This window comes from Paenibacillus sp. MMS18-CY102, assembly GCF_009789195.1.
In the GTDB taxonomy this organism is placed as follows: Bacteria; Bacillota; Bacilli; order Paenibacillales; family Paenibacillaceae; genus Paenibacillus_T.
This window is the reverse complement of the sequence record NZ_WSTC01000035.1, coordinates 46,040-62,138: the sequence shown is the minus strand read 5'-3', so window position 1 is coordinate 62,138 and position 16,099 is coordinate 46,040. Positions and strand designations below refer to the sequence as shown.

The 16,099-nt window shown below is 49.2% G+C and carries 2 protein-coding genes; both read left to right on the top strand.

The features are described 5' to 3' along the window. Positions 1–300: 300 nt before the first annotated feature. Positions 301–7,830: a SpvB/TcaC N-terminal domain-containing protein gene (locus GON22_RS21265; protein ID WP_160398129.1), complete on the top strand. Its 7,530-nt coding sequence runs from the start codon at positions 301–303 to the stop codon at positions 7,828–7,830. Between the two features lie 33 nt (positions 7,831–7,863). Beyond that, positions 7,864–16,092 carry a neuraminidase-like domain-containing protein gene (locus GON22_RS21260; RefSeq protein ID WP_160398128.1) on the top strand — a complete coding sequence of 2,743 codons (8,229 nt, stop codon included), beginning with the start codon at positions 7,864–7,866 and terminating at the stop codon, positions 16,090–16,092. The last annotated feature ends 7 nt before the right edge of the window (positions 16,093–16,099 follow it).

Here is a 16,099-nt window from a genome sequence, read left to right as displayed (position 1 = left end):
CGCCGCATAATCCATATTTAACCAACACCCTCCGCGCCAACGGAGGTTATTTGGCATGTACAGAATTATAACAAGATTTTTTCCTGACACCAAGACCCCAAAGCTTGACAAACATTAGCTGGTTTTTATTGGAATCACATGCTTTGTTAGCATATTTCCGGCATCTAGCCAATATCATGCAAAAGCCCTATACACTGTATATCCTTTCTGTTATATTAACTTTGATAAAAAATGGATATTGTCGAATGGTGGAATGTTAGCGATTGCTTTGATTTATTTGAACGGCATGGGAGGGAACTAATGCAAAGCAAGTCATGGAATGACAATCAAGAACGTACTGAACCATTTTCTATATCTGAGCTTTCTCTTCCGAAGGGGGGAGGGGCAGTTAGAGGAATAGGCGAGACGTTCGAGCCGGATTTATTTACGGGCAGCATGCATATGAGCATTCCCATCTATAGCTCTCCCTGTCGCGAGTTTGAGCCGAAGCTTGCGCTTCAATACAGCTCGGGCAACGGGAACGGCATATTCGGGCTTGGCTTTTCGTTATCCTCTTCTTCAATCGTTCGACGAACGGATTGCGGCATTCCGCATTATGACGATACGGACCGGTACTTGCTGGACGGCGAAGAAATCATTCCGAAGCTTGATCCTGACAATCGGAAGCCAATAACCCGAACCGAACAGGACGGGGGGCAACAGTGGAATGTCACGGAATATATGCATCGCTTGGAAGGTCCCTTCGGGAAAATCGAATTGTGGCAAACGATCGAATCCTCTTATTGGAAAATCATATCTAGCAGTAACGTCTGCTCGATCTATGGCAAGAACGCGACAGCTCGAGTGGCGGATCCTTCCCTTTCTTCACGTGTATTCCAATGGCATGTGGAGCAAGACGTCGATGCTAAAGGCAATAAACGAATCTATACGTATAAGCTTGAGAACGCTGACAATATTCCGAATGTGCTGTCCGAGCAAAATCGGCAGCCATCGGCAGCCATCTATTTGCACCGTATCGATTACGGCAATTATTTTGATGCAAACAAGGCTGAGCAGTTCGCCTATCAACTGGTGCTAGATTATGGAGAATATGATACTTCATTAGTTTCATTAAACAAGGCGGGGAGTAAACCGCACATTCCTTCTGCTGCTTGGCCAGCACGCCTTGATGCTTTCTCTACTTATCGCAGCGGATTCGAAATACGTACACATCGGCTTTGCCAGCAAATTCTGATGTTTCATCAGTTTGCAGAGCTAGGCTCTGAGCCTTGTCTCATCCGTATGACACGATTCTCTTATTCATTCGATCCACTAATAAAATTAAACCAGCTAGCGTCAGTCGAAATGATCGGTTGCCAGAGACAAAATGACGGAAGCTACATCTCGCTATCCACACCACCTTTGGCGTTTACATACGAATCCTTTCAGCCAGCACAGCAAGCGTTCGGTCTACTACAAACGGAAAATGAGTTTACGATCCCCGGATACCTGGATGGGTCATCCTATACTTTCACTGATTTATATGGCGAAGGATTGTCGGGCATTTTGCAAATCCGCTCCAATGCGGCTGCTTATTGGGAGCCGGTAGGGGGCGGCACGTATCATGGCCCTCGAATGGCGGAAACATTCCCGCTAACCGATACGGAAACAGATGCCAGGACATTCACACTAACTAGCCTAGATGGCGATGGCGTCATGGATTTGGTCGTTGCTGATTCACAATGGGCGGGCTTCTATGAAACGGAATACGGGCGTTCCTGGAGCGGACTGCAGCCATTTGCGAGCTTCCCGCTTGAATATTTGCAAAGCCCGTTTCCGAAAGAGATGTCGGATATGCTAGGAGACGGCGTGCCGGATTTGGTCATTTTCGAGGATCGCCAAATCAAAATCTATCCGTCTAATTATGAGCAAGGATATGGGGATCCACTTAGTGCGCAATATCTTGAAAATGGTCTTGCGAGCTTCCCGCTCAGCTCGACAGACGATGCGAGTGAAGTGGTCGCTTTTGCGGATTTTGTCGGTGACGGGCTTTCGCACCGGGTCCGGATTCGCAATGGCAGCATCCAATGCTGGCCGAATCTGGGCTACGGGCAATTCGGATCCGCCATCTGCATGGAGCAGGCGCCTTATTTCGACGACAATTTCAATGCTTCCCGTTTGCTGTTAGGCGATTTGAATGGATCTGGCCTAACAGACATTGGCTACATTTATCCGGATCGGGTGGACTTGTATATTAACCAAGGAGGGAATGCATTCAGCCAGCCGGTTTCCATCTCTTTGCCGGAGCCTTTCGGAGAAGGGGATCGTGTTCAATTCGCTGATATTCTCGGCAATGGGTGCGATAGTTTGCTATTTACGAAGATGAGCACTGATGCAGTGAAGCATTACTTTTATGATTGCTCTGGGGGGCAGAAACCGAATCTTCTGACCCGAACCAATAACGGCGTTGGTGCTGTTACAGATATCCAATATGCAAGCTCGGTAAAGTTCTATCTGGAAGATAAACAGGCAGGTCAGCGGTGGGAGACGATACTTCCTTTCCCAGTGCATGTAGTGGAACAGGTTCGCGTGACAGAAGCTTGCTCAGGCAACGAGATTGTTAGCCGCTATAAGTACCATGAGGGATATTACGACCCGGTGGAGAAGGAATTTAGAGGGTTCGGATTCGTAGAACAATGGGATGCTGAGCGTTGCGTGGCTGGGCATGAATTGCCGGAGACGGCGCCTGTGTACTGGAAGAGATGGTACCATACCGGTTCTGCCCTTAATGCGGACACTGTATCCCGGCACTATCATGAACAGTACTATAGCCAAGATAAACTTGCTTATCGCATGCCGGACAGCAAACTGGACGAAGCGCTGCTCAGTGCGGATGGGGAAACGCTTCGCCAAAGCTATGTTGCCTTGAAAGGGCTTCCTTTGCGCGAAGAGGTGTATGGATTAGACCAGCCGGGCGGGATCTCTGAACATCCGTATACGGTGCACGAAACGAATTATGCGGTGAAGCTTATTCAAGCGCGTGAAGATTCCCTCTATGCTGCGTTATACGTCCATGCTAGGGAATCGATAGACTATCAATATGAACGAAATCCTATCGATCCGCGCATTCAACATGGCTTCGTTATGGAAACAGATGCGTATGGGCACGTGACTAAGGAGATTCAGATTTACTATCCACGGCGCGTAACGGCGGAATTAACATTGCCTGAACAGCATCAGCTGCAAGTGTTGCTGCAAATAAAATCTTATATAAACGTGACAGATCCGTTTCGGATCCTTGGCATGGAATGCGACAGCCAGTCGTATGCCTTGTCCGAAATCAAGCTGCCGGACTCCTTTTATTTCAATTTGATAGATTTGCAATCGCTGGCGGCAAGCGCGTTAAAGCAGGTGATTCCTTATGGAGCGCCACTGACAGATGGCGTCGTTCAAGCAGAATTGCTATCCTGGGACCGGCATTATTATTGGGATGAAGCCCAATCTAATGCTATGCCGTTAGGCCAAATGACAGGCGTTGCGCTTCATCATCATAGTGAGCATGCCGTCACAACACCAGAGCAAATTAGCGCGATCTATGATTCACGGTTGACCGATCAAATGATGAATGACGATTGCGGCTATGTTTTGCATGACGGTTACTGGTGGAATCAAGGTCTAGTACAGCATTACGCATTAGCATCGGATGGCCGGTTCTATCTGCCTTGGAAGTTAGAAAATACGATGCTTTCCGGCAATGCGAATCTGTTTCACAGGACACAGTTTAGCTACGATCCGTATTGCTTAGTTCCGATCAATACAATCCAGTTTGTGAGCGAAAATGTTTCCACTTCGATGTCCATCACCCTGGATTACAGCGTAATCAAGCCGGGATGCATGACGGATATTAACGGCAATACTGGCCAAGTTCGCTACGATCCTTTAGGCATGGTGATCGCTTCTTCTTTATTCGGAACACTTCAGGGGCAGCGGACAGGGGACGGTGATCTCACTGAATATGTGCCAATCTTAGATGGAACATTTGAGGATGTGCTGGCTCGCCCGGAACGTTATCTTCAACAGGCAACTTCATTCACGTATTACGATGTATTCGCTTGGACGCTGGGACGGGGCCCGAGCCGAACGGTTGAGCTTTACCGGGAGACGAGTGTTTCGGAGCAATCAGCTGGTAATGCGGCAACTCGGATTTTAGTCAATGTGAGTTATATGGACGGGCTTGGCCGGGTTATTGAAACGAAGAAAAGGGCGGATGGCGGCGACGCATTCGCAATGGACAGTTCGGGCGTTCCGGCCATGGACGCTGCTGCCAGCAATCCGTTGACGGTAACGGTTGATGTACGCTGGCTTGTTTCAGGAAGAACCTCCTACGACCATAAAGGAAGGCCAGTGGAGCAGTATTCGCCTTATTATTCAACCGTTCCGGCCTATGAGGAGCAGGATAAGGCGTCTGGTTTATTGCCTCCGCCAACGATAACGCATTACGACCCGCTGTCCCGGATCTATCGGGTGGATTCACCTAAAGGCTTTTATACGAAAACCTTATTCACGCCTTGGGAGGAAGCCCATTACGATTCGAACGATACGATCGCGGATTCCGTCTACTATCAGCAGTTTATGCGGGATTACCCGAATGATCCAAGCCCTGTCCAGATCGATGAGAAGGATGGGCTGCAGAAGGCTTACCAATTTCGAGATACGCCGGCCATTCAGCTTAAAGATCATCTAGGGCGTGTCTTTCTGCAATTGAACAATAACTTGGGCGAAACTTCAAGTGGCCTATTCACTGATTTGGTAAAAGACAGTGCAGTAACGGCATCGGATGTATGGAATGAGCTCGTACAACAGGGGTATATCGACATTACGGATGCCGATACGGGATGTGGCCGGCCATCGCTGAGGTTCCGGCCGTATGCTCCGGGCTTTCAGCTTACGGTTGGCGCCAATTTTCAGCCGCTCGCAGATGGGATTCTGGTCCTGTTAAGGCAGAGCTGCTTGCCTGAATATACAGGGTATGACAGCAAGGGCAACGTCCGATATGAGATGAATGCACGAAATTATTATGCCAGCACTTCGCAAGGCAACATGGTCAAAGATGTGCAGTTTACGTACGATATGCAGAATCGATTATTGCGCACAGATAGCAGGGATGCCGGGCTGCGGCTCGGGATAGACAATATGTTCGATGGGCCAGCGCACACGTGGGATAGCAGGGGCTTTCATACAGCCAACCTGTACGATGGTCTGCAACGCCCATTACAAATTAGCGTGGATGGGAAGGATCATGCTTCCGATCTTCAATTGGGCCAGACCGTCGAAAAGTATGTTTATGGCGATAATGCCGGCCTTAGCGTAGCTGATGCCCAAGACCGCAATCTGCTCGGGAAGCTTTACGCCTTGTACGATCAAGCCGGCGTGACAACTAATCAAGCATACGGCCTGCAGGGCCAAATATTAGCAACGAAACAATCGCTGCTTGCGGATTACACGGCAGAGCCGAATTGGGGCGATGGCAGCCACCCTGCATTAAACAGCGAAACGTTCATCACTTCTTATGCCTACGATGGCATGGGAAGGCTGAATGCCGAAACCTCTGCGGATGGGACGGTATATCGGACCTCTTACAACTTAACCGGCCATTTGCAGAGCGTTTCGGTTGATTATCCTGAGCAATCGAATGTGCCCTATATTCAGGACATCCAGTATGACGCTAACGGCCAGCATACGTTCATTACACGAGGCAACGGAACAACGACAGCGTTCACCTATGAAGAAACAACCCAGAGGCTGCTGGGAATCGTAACGTCCCGAACAGCCACTGATTCGAAAGGTATTGCAAGGGATACGATTTTGCAGAAACTGTCGTATACGATGGACCCTGTCGGCAATATAACGAGGTCGCGGGACTTCAGTTTCCAAACCGTGTTCTCGAATCAGCAAGTTGTGGAGCCATTAAGCGACTACACTTATGATGCCCTCTATCGGTTAATACAGGCTACAGGCAGGCAGCATCCGGGGATTTTGCCTGATACGCATGTTACGGGCTTTAAGCAAAGCCAATGGCTAGCTAAGAATCCGCCACACCTGAATGACGCAGATAAGCTTGAAAAGTATACGGAGACGTACCAGTACGATGAAGCGGGAAATAAAATCCAAACTCGCCATGCAGCAGCCTCAGCGAGCTGGACACGTACGCTTGCGGTATGTGATGGCTCCAATCGGTTGAAGGAATTGGCCGGAGGCAACCAGACAGGCGTCCCGGTACAACTGCAATACGATAATAACGGCAACCTTTTGGCGCTGGAAAACTTAAGCTCATTGCAATGGAATTACCGCAACAATCTGGCGAACGCAACGATTGTGGAGAGGGAAGGCGATCAGCCGGACCGTTCTTATTTCGTTTATGACAGCCACGGGCAAAGGGTACGCAAAGTGCTAGAGCGCAAGATTAGCGACGGGCTAACTGAAATCCAAGAAAAAATATATGTCGGCCGATTGGAAATCAAGCGGATATCGCGCGTTCAGAATAACGTGCGGACGGTGATTTTGGTACGGCATACCTACAAGGTCATGGAAGACGAACGTGCTGCGGCGATCACGAACATTTGGGCCAAAGACGACGCGGGACGCGAAACTGATACGATTGGCAAGCGTCAGCATCGTTATCAGTTAAGCGATTTGCTTGGCTCATCCACGATGGAGGTGGATGAAGGCGCAAGCCTGATCAGCTACGAAGAATACCTTCCTTACGGCGGGACGTCCTATATTACGGGAGCAGACCAGCGGGAGGTGCAACTGAAGGAATACCGTTATTGCGGCAAAGAGCGGGATGATTGTACGGGCATGTATTACTACGGGGCGCGATATTACCCGCCTTGGCTCGGACGTTGGATCAACGCCGACCCGGCCGGTACGGCTGATGGTTTGAACATGTACGCATTTGTCAGCGGAAACCCGATTCGTTTCGTGGACCCCAATGGTATGCAGAAGAAAAATAAGAAGGCGACGAAGGGATACGCGCAGAAGAAGCTCGCCGCCAAGTTGAAAGCCCAGAAGCGGAAAGATGAGCTTTCGAAGTTTACATCTGGCGATTCCAAGACCAAAGCTGATACGATTGTCCAATTGAGGGGACGGAAGCTTCGGGTAACGAAGGACCGGCAGATCCATATCCGCAAGACGCTCCATAAAGAAGCGGATAAAGCGCAGATGGAACTGGATCAATTCGACGTGCCGCCTAGCACAGGCAGAGCATTGCCGAAGACGGTATCGAGCCCAACCGGCGTGCAGGGTGGAGCGCTCTTTTTTGCCGGCAAGCATGACTACATCGAGAAGCAGCAAGTTGTTTCTCCATCCAGCCTTAACGTTGATGGGCGTGACTCGACGAATGACACAATGGGGAAAGCGAGCGCATTCCACAGTACGAACAACTTGCCTGCAAGCCTGTATTCCAGCAGGGATGATTCGATCATTGGCGGTTTGGGCGAGGCCTGGTGCCACCTTGTTGCACACTGCCTTGGCGGTGCGGAATCACCAGACAATCTGGTAGCGGGAAGCCAAGGCTCTAACCTTGTCCAGCTCGGCATAGAGCTTGCGGTGAAAGATTTCGTCAGTTCCACAGGCGAGAAGGTGCTAGTGAAAGCGGGAGCTAGCGTCCGGTTAAAGCCTGATGGCACAATGACCCATATTGCAGATGAGTTTTTCTATCAAATCGATGACATGCATGGCAATCAAGTGTACGCAACAAAATTCAAAGCGAATATTTTACGGGCAGATGTTCTCCAGAAGCAGAAAAAGACGGAAGCAACCCAAAAATTGAAAAGCCATTTCGGCTATTAATCGATTCGGGGAATAAGGAGGACCATAACGTTCATGGATATTCAATCCTATTTGAGTGATTCGCATCCAAGTTTGGCGCAATTTTATGCCAATAACCCGAATTTTGACGTAAACAATTTTAAGTTCTCGGACTCGGCTTCTGTGGAAGCGCTAAATGGCGCGAGTGGCCAACATTCGGAGGCGTTAGCCCTGCTTAGCGGTTATCAAAGGCTGCTACGGGTCACGAATGATCCGCGGGTTGCCAGCGTACTGATGACAGGCAGCAGCAATAGCAATGGCGGAAGCGAAGAGGGGGTTGCGCCGATCCACTCAGCGCTGCAAATCGCAGCGCTGAATCAGGATCATTTTGTAACCACCTATAGTCCGCTGTTGGGGGATAAAGGGGACGAACAAGCAGCAGCCATTCACGCGCAGGCCAAACATATTGAAGCGCAGACAATGCATCAATGGGCGTCCGTCTCCCAGCTATCAGCGCCCCATACGAGAGCATATGCTGCCAATCCCGTATCGGAGTCCATCGTCCAGCATTATGAAGCACTGCCTAACTATCAGGATATATTCGGTACGCTGAACTATTGTGAGTGTGATGAATGTAAATCGATCTTCGGTCCGGCTGCGTATTTAGTCGATCTGATGCGCATTGTGAACCAATATATTACCGTGCCGAATCAAGCGAGCATCCCAGCCAATATGGCCCTGGCCACACGGCGTCCGGATTTGGCCAATATCGAACTTACTTGTGAGAATACGAATACGACCATGCCTTACTTACAGATCGTGAACGAGAGGCTGGAGGAGACAGTCCGTTCGGCATTAAACATACAAGGGGATCTCTATCAGGCATTGGCGGCTCAGGTTTACCCGTTTAACTTGCCATTCCAATATCCGCTTGAACAGATGCGAATCTATCTAAACCGCATGAATGTAAAGCTTCAGGACCTGTATGGAGCGCTCGGTTCACCAACTGCAAGCGTAACAGCCGAAACGCTAGGGCTATCGCAGGAAGAATACTTGCTGCTATCTACCTCCACTACGGATGAAACACAGTTGCAAGCATTCTACGGCGTAACGGATTTGAAAACACTGTCGGATGTCGATACATTTTGCCAACAAACGGGATTAACGTTGGTGCAATTGCAGTCGCTGTTCAATCAAGACCTCTCTCCGGCAGAAATCCAAGCCGGGCTAACCAAATCGTTCTTCATCAACAACGGGCTTGCACAGCCGCTGCAAGTTAACTACGATGGCACAGCCCTGAAGATCGCTAACTTAACTGACGATGCCTTGGACCGGATTCACCGATTCCTGAGGCTGAGCAATAAGCTGGGCTGGAGCTATACGGATTTGGATTGGGCGCTGAAATGCGTAAAATCAGTAACGCCGAAGCTAGACGCCGCAGCGCTTGCAGGCCTAGCCAAGCTGAAAACGGCAACAGAGCAATGGAACCTATCAATTGTGCAAGCTGGGGCATTGATCTTCGATATAAAGACGTACGGACAAGGAGATTCCGAAACCTCGAATACGCCGTTTGACCTGCTCTTTAACGGTCCAGGGGCTGTCCCTTATCATCCTGCAGACGATGGGAAGAGCAGCTATTCGTTAAATCCGATGTTTACCGACAATTATCTGAATTGGACGGTGGGTGCAGCAGATGGGGACAATATGAAGCTAACTTCCCGCATTGCCGCAGGGCTGAAGCTGAGCCAGGGCGACCTGAACCTGCTTGCCACAGCGTTGTTCGGGAAACAAGCGAAAATTCCGTTAACGGTAGGAAACCTATCGGTGCTTTATCGTTATTCATTGTTCGGGAAAATGCTGGGACTGCCTACGGCGCAGCTTGTCTTATTGCTTACGTTGTTTCAGCAATTGGCCGCGGTTCCTAAAATGGATGATTGGGCACTGATCAAGCAAAAAGCAGATCGGCTAAAGCGCTCGAGGCTAAATGTGTATGAATTAGATTACGCGGCAAGAGGCAACGTTTCCGAATTTGTTGATCCGCTCTATCGGCCTGCGGATTTGGGCGGTTGGCTGAACAACCTCCCGCAGCTCATAACAAGCACGTCATCGGAACAAGATGCTGCCGCTTTGTTGCAAGCACAAGAATCTAAACTAATCGGAGAAATCGCAGCGTTTTTCCATGTTCAACCGGTTCAAGTAACGGGACTCCTCGAGTTGTTCAATTATACCGACATGGCCGCTGTATTCACTGACTCAACACGCCAATCAACGGCAGAAGCCAGAATGAAGCAGCTGTCGCAGTGGCTGGTGATTACGCGCAAGCTTTCATTATCCAGCGAAGACTTGGCGGCCATCAAGAGCAGCCTCACTGCTTTTGGCATTGCAGATGCGACGAAGCTGTCAGCCGCTAATGTACTAGACTTGTACGCGTATCAGGATCTAAAAATAACCTTCAATGATGTCAGCGGAGCCATTGCCCAGTACATGGCTGCTGCCGCGGACTATGACGCTGCTACAGCTATAACCGAGTTAACCGGGCTTGCTGATACCGAGATTCTGTCCCTGTTTACGGCGTTCCCGCAATTATCGCGAATCGAACGGCTGTATTTGCTGTTGAAGGTGATGGCTATTATGAGCGCCACTGGCGCAAGCTTTAGCCTGCTAATGAACGTAAGCAAAGTTGCCGGCCAGGGAGCAGCAGCGCATTGGGCGGATTACGTAACAGCGGCTGACAATCTGTTAATGGCGTTAAAGGCACGCTTGGGTGGAAATGAATGGGATGCCCTGTACCTTCAAGTGAATGGCGCTGTACAGGAGAAACAACGGACGGCCTTAATCTCTACTGCGCAGAATGCGTTGTCCAAGAAGGAAGATTTGGGATGGATTAAGAACAGCCGCAATTTATATGAATACCTGCTCATCGACGTAGAAATGAGCGGATGCGCAACGATCTCTTATATTAAAGAGGCGCTGAATGCCATTCAGTTATACCTTCTTAGAAGCAGGGAACGGCTAGAGCCGGGCGTCATCGATTTTGGCATCCCTACGGTATGGTGGAGCTGGATGATTAACTACCGAATCTGGGAAGCGAATCGCCAAGTGTTTTTATATCCTGAGAATTACATTGACCCGTCCTATCGGCAAAATAAAACAGCGCTCTTCACGGAGTTCCAAAACACGTTGAAGCAAGGCGATATTACGAAGGATACGGTGGAAGCTGCGTATCGCAAATATTTAGACCGTTTTGCGGAGCTAGCCAAGCTGAAGGTGGTCGATACGTACCATACGCATGTCACGGACCCGACGCATAACAACGCGGAAGTGACATATCTCTTTGCCAGAACCGAAACGCAACCCTATAAGTACTACTACTTGACGCGTGATGAAGGCAATGTATGGTCCGAATGGAATGAAATTAAGGTGACGATTAACTCGGACACGGTGTCGCCTGTTTATGTATTCAACCGGTTGTTCTTGTTCTGGGTGGAGCAGAAAGCGGTAAAAGATAACGGCGGTTCGGGCTCGGCGCAACAGAAATCAGTGAAAGCGACGATTCGTTATACGTTTAACAATTTCAGCGGCAACTGGGTCCCTCCACAAACGTTAGTGGAAGATAAGGTCATCTTTGCGGATAACAGCACATTCATTACACAGGACGGGATCAAAACGTTATTTAACGCCGCGCAATTTGATCCTTCCCAGCTATGGTGGAACAAGGTGTATCCGCTCAAAATCGAAAAAAACAACTACTTAACCCCAAATGTAGGAGCTAACCAATTCGAGAAGCTGGTGCTGTTCTTCGGACCTATGATCGACATCGGCGGATTGGCAATGATCACTATGCCGGCTGCTCCAGTTGCCCAGACGGATGCGTTGCAGCAATTCGAGGATCGGTTGTATGAAGTAGCGCATCAATTTGTTATAGCCAAAGATGTCGGGCACACCGGCTTCCTGCCTGTATTTGACCCGATTGTTATCAACAATGACCTGCAGCCCGGCTTCATTGTTAATCCAGATGAGTACATCATCGCGGCCAAGGAAGCATTGATTAGCGAGACGTATTTCCGTCCTGAGATTGACCGCAGCTCCGGCAGGCTGAATCTGATCGATACCGCTCAAATTGTTTACGATAACTATGCAGCTAACGCCATTCGGGTACCGTCGCCTGTCGCAGTTGCTGCACGCCTCGGCGCCACTTCGTTTGTCTCAACGGCACTGGGCATTGACGCGACGCAGTCAACGGCGGTATGGAACGGTTTGGTCCAATCCAAATATTTCAATGACAGGGGATTGGCGCTAGGTTCCTTTAACTATGAGCAGCTTGGTAAAGACATCGCCGGCTATCTTGCGGGGCAAACCAACATACCAACGAAAACTACGTATGTGGTTCAGCAGATTAGCCAGGCGATCGGAACCGTGTATTTGTCCGGCAATATGCGGGGCAACGAATACGAAGTGCATACCGTCAAAAACCATCCGGCTTCGTTCTTGTTCAAAGGGGACAAAGAAGCGTTCCTGTTTATGGATACGGATGCGCAGGCACAAGATGATGTGCCTACGATAAGCGAGGCGCTTTTGAACCCGGATACGATTTTTACGCCCGCATCGTTTGTTTCAACTCGAACGAATATCGATGGTAACGGTTCAAAGGCGATCTATGATTATCTCGTCAAGGGAGGATATTTGGATCAAGATGGGGTCCTCAAAAACTATTCGGATGCCCAGAGTTTGACGGAATATTTGCAGCCGCAGCTTGTATTGAACACTTCATCGGTCGTTAACGTGTTAATGAACAGCCCGATGTTCACAGAGGATTCCTTCTTGGCGCCCGTGCCGATTGATATCCAGCCTTCTGGTTCCCGATTAATTTATCAGCAGTGCATGAAGTCGGGCTATCTGGATCCTAATGGCAGGCTTCTAGCGGATATTGATTTCTATGAATTGAACGAGTATGTCAGTGGGTTATTGGACGGCCAACCGAACGAGGACCTGAAGGTTAGGCATGTCATGGATACGCTATACCAATGGCCGTTCCCAGTATCAGTAGGCTTCTTGGATCGAAACAAGGATGGCATTGGAAGCATGAAATACCGGTTCTCTGCTTACCGCTTGACGACGGCTGCAGTACACAGGCTTAGCACTACGCTATTTACTGGCGGCGTTGATGCACTGCTTAGCTTGGAGTCGCAGCAGATTCCAATTGAAGCGGAGTTGTTGTTCAAACGGTTCCAGTTCGATAGCAATTATGTGATCGCACCAGATGCGTCGGACGGAGCGCAGGTTGATTTTTGGGGAGCGTATAAAACGTATTATTGGGAACTGTTCTTCCATGCTCCGTTCTTGATTGCAGAGTTGCTGAAGACGAACCAAAGCTATCAAGATGCGGAGAAGTGGTATCAATACATCTTTAATCCAACCTTGCAGCCTTTCCAGATCAGCGCTGGAGATTTCCAAACTTCGACGATCGGGCTTACTAGCTCACAGCGGATTTACAAAATATTGTCCGATCAAAAGATCATTACAGATAAAGGCACAGTAAGCGCAGATTTCTCGGCATCGATGCCGATAAGCCAATACTTCGCTTTTCTGGACGACAAGCAAATTGATTCGGTTCGCAATCGGCTGTTAAACGACCAACTGGGCAGGCAAGAAGCCCGCTTCTGGCAGTTTAATCCGTTCCGCAACCATACGCTGGAATCGTTGAAGGACCAATTGGCGAATCCACAAGAAATTGCCGCTTACAATATGGATCCGTTCGATCCAGACGCGATTGCCGGCCTTCGGATTGGCGCATATGAGAAAGCGGTCGTCATGTCTTATATCGATAATTTGCTGCAATGGGGCGATTCGTACTTTGCGCAGTACACCTGGGAAGCGATTGTTACTGCAACGATGATGTATGTGTACGCTTATGACCTACTGGGGCCAAGACCAGAAAATCTTGGGAAAATGCCAGAGCCAGCGCCTAAAACGTTCGCAAACCTTCTTGCGCAATTCAAAGGCGATATTCCGCAGTTCCTGATTGCACTGGAGCAAGAGGCGCCTGGCAACGAAGCATTGATGGCTTACGCGCCGTTTAATGTGCTGGATACCTACTTCTGTGTACCAGAGAATGAGAAATTTATCGCGTATTGGGACCGGGTAGAGGATCGCCTATTCAAAATTAGGCATTGCCTCAACATGCAAGGCAATCCGCAAACGCTAGCGTTATTCGAACCGCCGATTGATCCGGATCAATTGGTTCGCATGGTTAGTGCTGGCGTGAATCCGCTTGCTGCGCTGACACAGGCCAATCAAAGCGTTCCTTATCGATTTACGTTCATGCTGGAGAAAGCCAAATCATTAGCGGGCACGTTAAGCCAGTTTGGGAGCAGTTTGTTAGCCGCGCTTGAACGTAACGATGCGGAAGGCATGTCGCTGCTCCAAAGCACGCATGAAAAAAATATTCTTAATCTCACAACGATGATTAAAGAGCAGCAATTGGAAGAAATGGCAAATTCGCTTGCATCGCTTACGGAAAGCAGGAATAATGCTTCGTTCCGGCATGACCATTACAGCACATTATTTGACGAAAACATTAACGGCTTGGAAATTACAGATATCGCTTTACGAACGGTGTCAGCGGACGTTCAGACGGGATCAATCGCGATTCACGGGCTGTCGATCGCGGGCTATCTCGCTCCGAATATATTCGGATTAGCAGATGGCGGGATGCAATTCGGCGATGCGATTAATGCTGGTGCTGCTATGGCAGATGGAGTAGCGAATGTTTTGGATAAAGCGGCGGGCTTGATTAGCACGGGCGCGCAGTATGTACGGCGCCGTGAGGAATGGGGACTGCAGCGGGATGTGGCCGCCTCTGAAACCAAGCAGTTGGATTTGCAAATATCCGGTACAAATGTTCGTGCTTCCATGCTCCAAAGGGAGCTTGATATCCATCAGCAATCGATGAAGCAGCAAGAGGAGATGGACCAATTCCTGCGCAGCAAATTTACGGGCCAAGAGCTGTACCAATGGATGGTTAGCCGGCTTTCAACGGCTTATTTCCAATGCTACCAACTCGCAGTGGACATGGCGATGGCAGCGCAAGCGGCTTATCAATATGAGCTGGAGCGGCAGGATCAATTCTTGCAATTCGATTACTGGGATAATCTCCATCGAGGGCTGCTTGCTGGAGAAGGCTTATTGCTGGCTTTGAACCAGATGGAGAAAACGTACCTGTTCAACAACACAAGAGATTTAGAACTGGAGAAAACCGTATCCTTGCTCCATCTGGACCCGGTTAAATTTATCGCATTTAAAGGGGGAATGCAGGGCGGTACTGGGGCGCAAGGCAAGCTTGATTTTGAATTCAATGAGAAGCTGTTCGATTTCGACTTCCCTGGCCATTATTGCCGTAAAATCAAATCTATCTCGATATCCATACCAGCTGTAGTCGGGCCTTATCAGAACATTAATGCAACGCTGGTCCAAAACCGAAATTCGGTTGTCGTCTCATCCAGTGATACTTCGGGCGTTAGCTACTTGTTGAACCCGTCTGGCCAAGCGCCAGGGCCTGATGTGCTGAGGCAGAACCATGTGGCGCAGCAGGTCGCTGTCACGCGAGGAATGAACGACTCTGGGTTGTTCGTACTAGACTTTAAGGATGACCGATATTTGCCTTTCGAGGGAACAGGCGCCGTATCTTCGTGGACGTTAAACTTGCCGCCAGAAACGAATCGTTTTGATTTTGCCAATATCTCGGACATTATCGTCAAGATTCAGTACACAGCCAAGGACGGGGGAAATGATTTCGCGAATAACGTGAAGCAATTGCTGCATGCTGACAGCGCGCCATATCCGTATACCCCAGCCAAAATTATGGACTTGAAGCAAGCATTCCCGAGCAATTGGTTTGCGTTGTTCAGTCCGCCGACAGCCCAGGGGATTCAGCAAATCAGCTTCCCAGTAACAGACCGCACGATTTTGGCACATTTATCCGATGTCAGCTTGTTGTCCGCCACGGTACTGGTCCAAACGTCCAATTCGGCGACAGTTTCCGATAAGGATACGAGCACGCCGTTCTTGAGCTTGAAGCTTGGAGATAATCCGGTGGCTCCGATTCATGTGGCCAATAATGCAGGAACTTGCGATTTAAGCAATATTACAGGAACTGGTTTCAACGCCACTTTGCAATTTACTTTAGCGAATGTACCGGAATCGCTTCTATTGAACGGCGCTTTGAATTCAGATGTGCTAGCGGGGCTGACCGTCATCATTACGTATCAATCAAATGTATTCGCGAAGAAGGCCACAACCAACTAATCGAAAA

Excerpts from the sequence above, each read along its gene's own strand:
- GON22_RS21260 (WP_160398128.1), top strand. The coding sequence starts at position 7,864 with ATGGATATTCAATCCTATTTGAGTGATTCGCATCCAAGTTTGGCGCAA.
- GON22_RS21265 (WP_160398129.1), top strand. The coding sequence starts at position 301 with ATGCAAAGCAAGTCATGGAATGACAATCAAGAACGTACTGAACCATTT.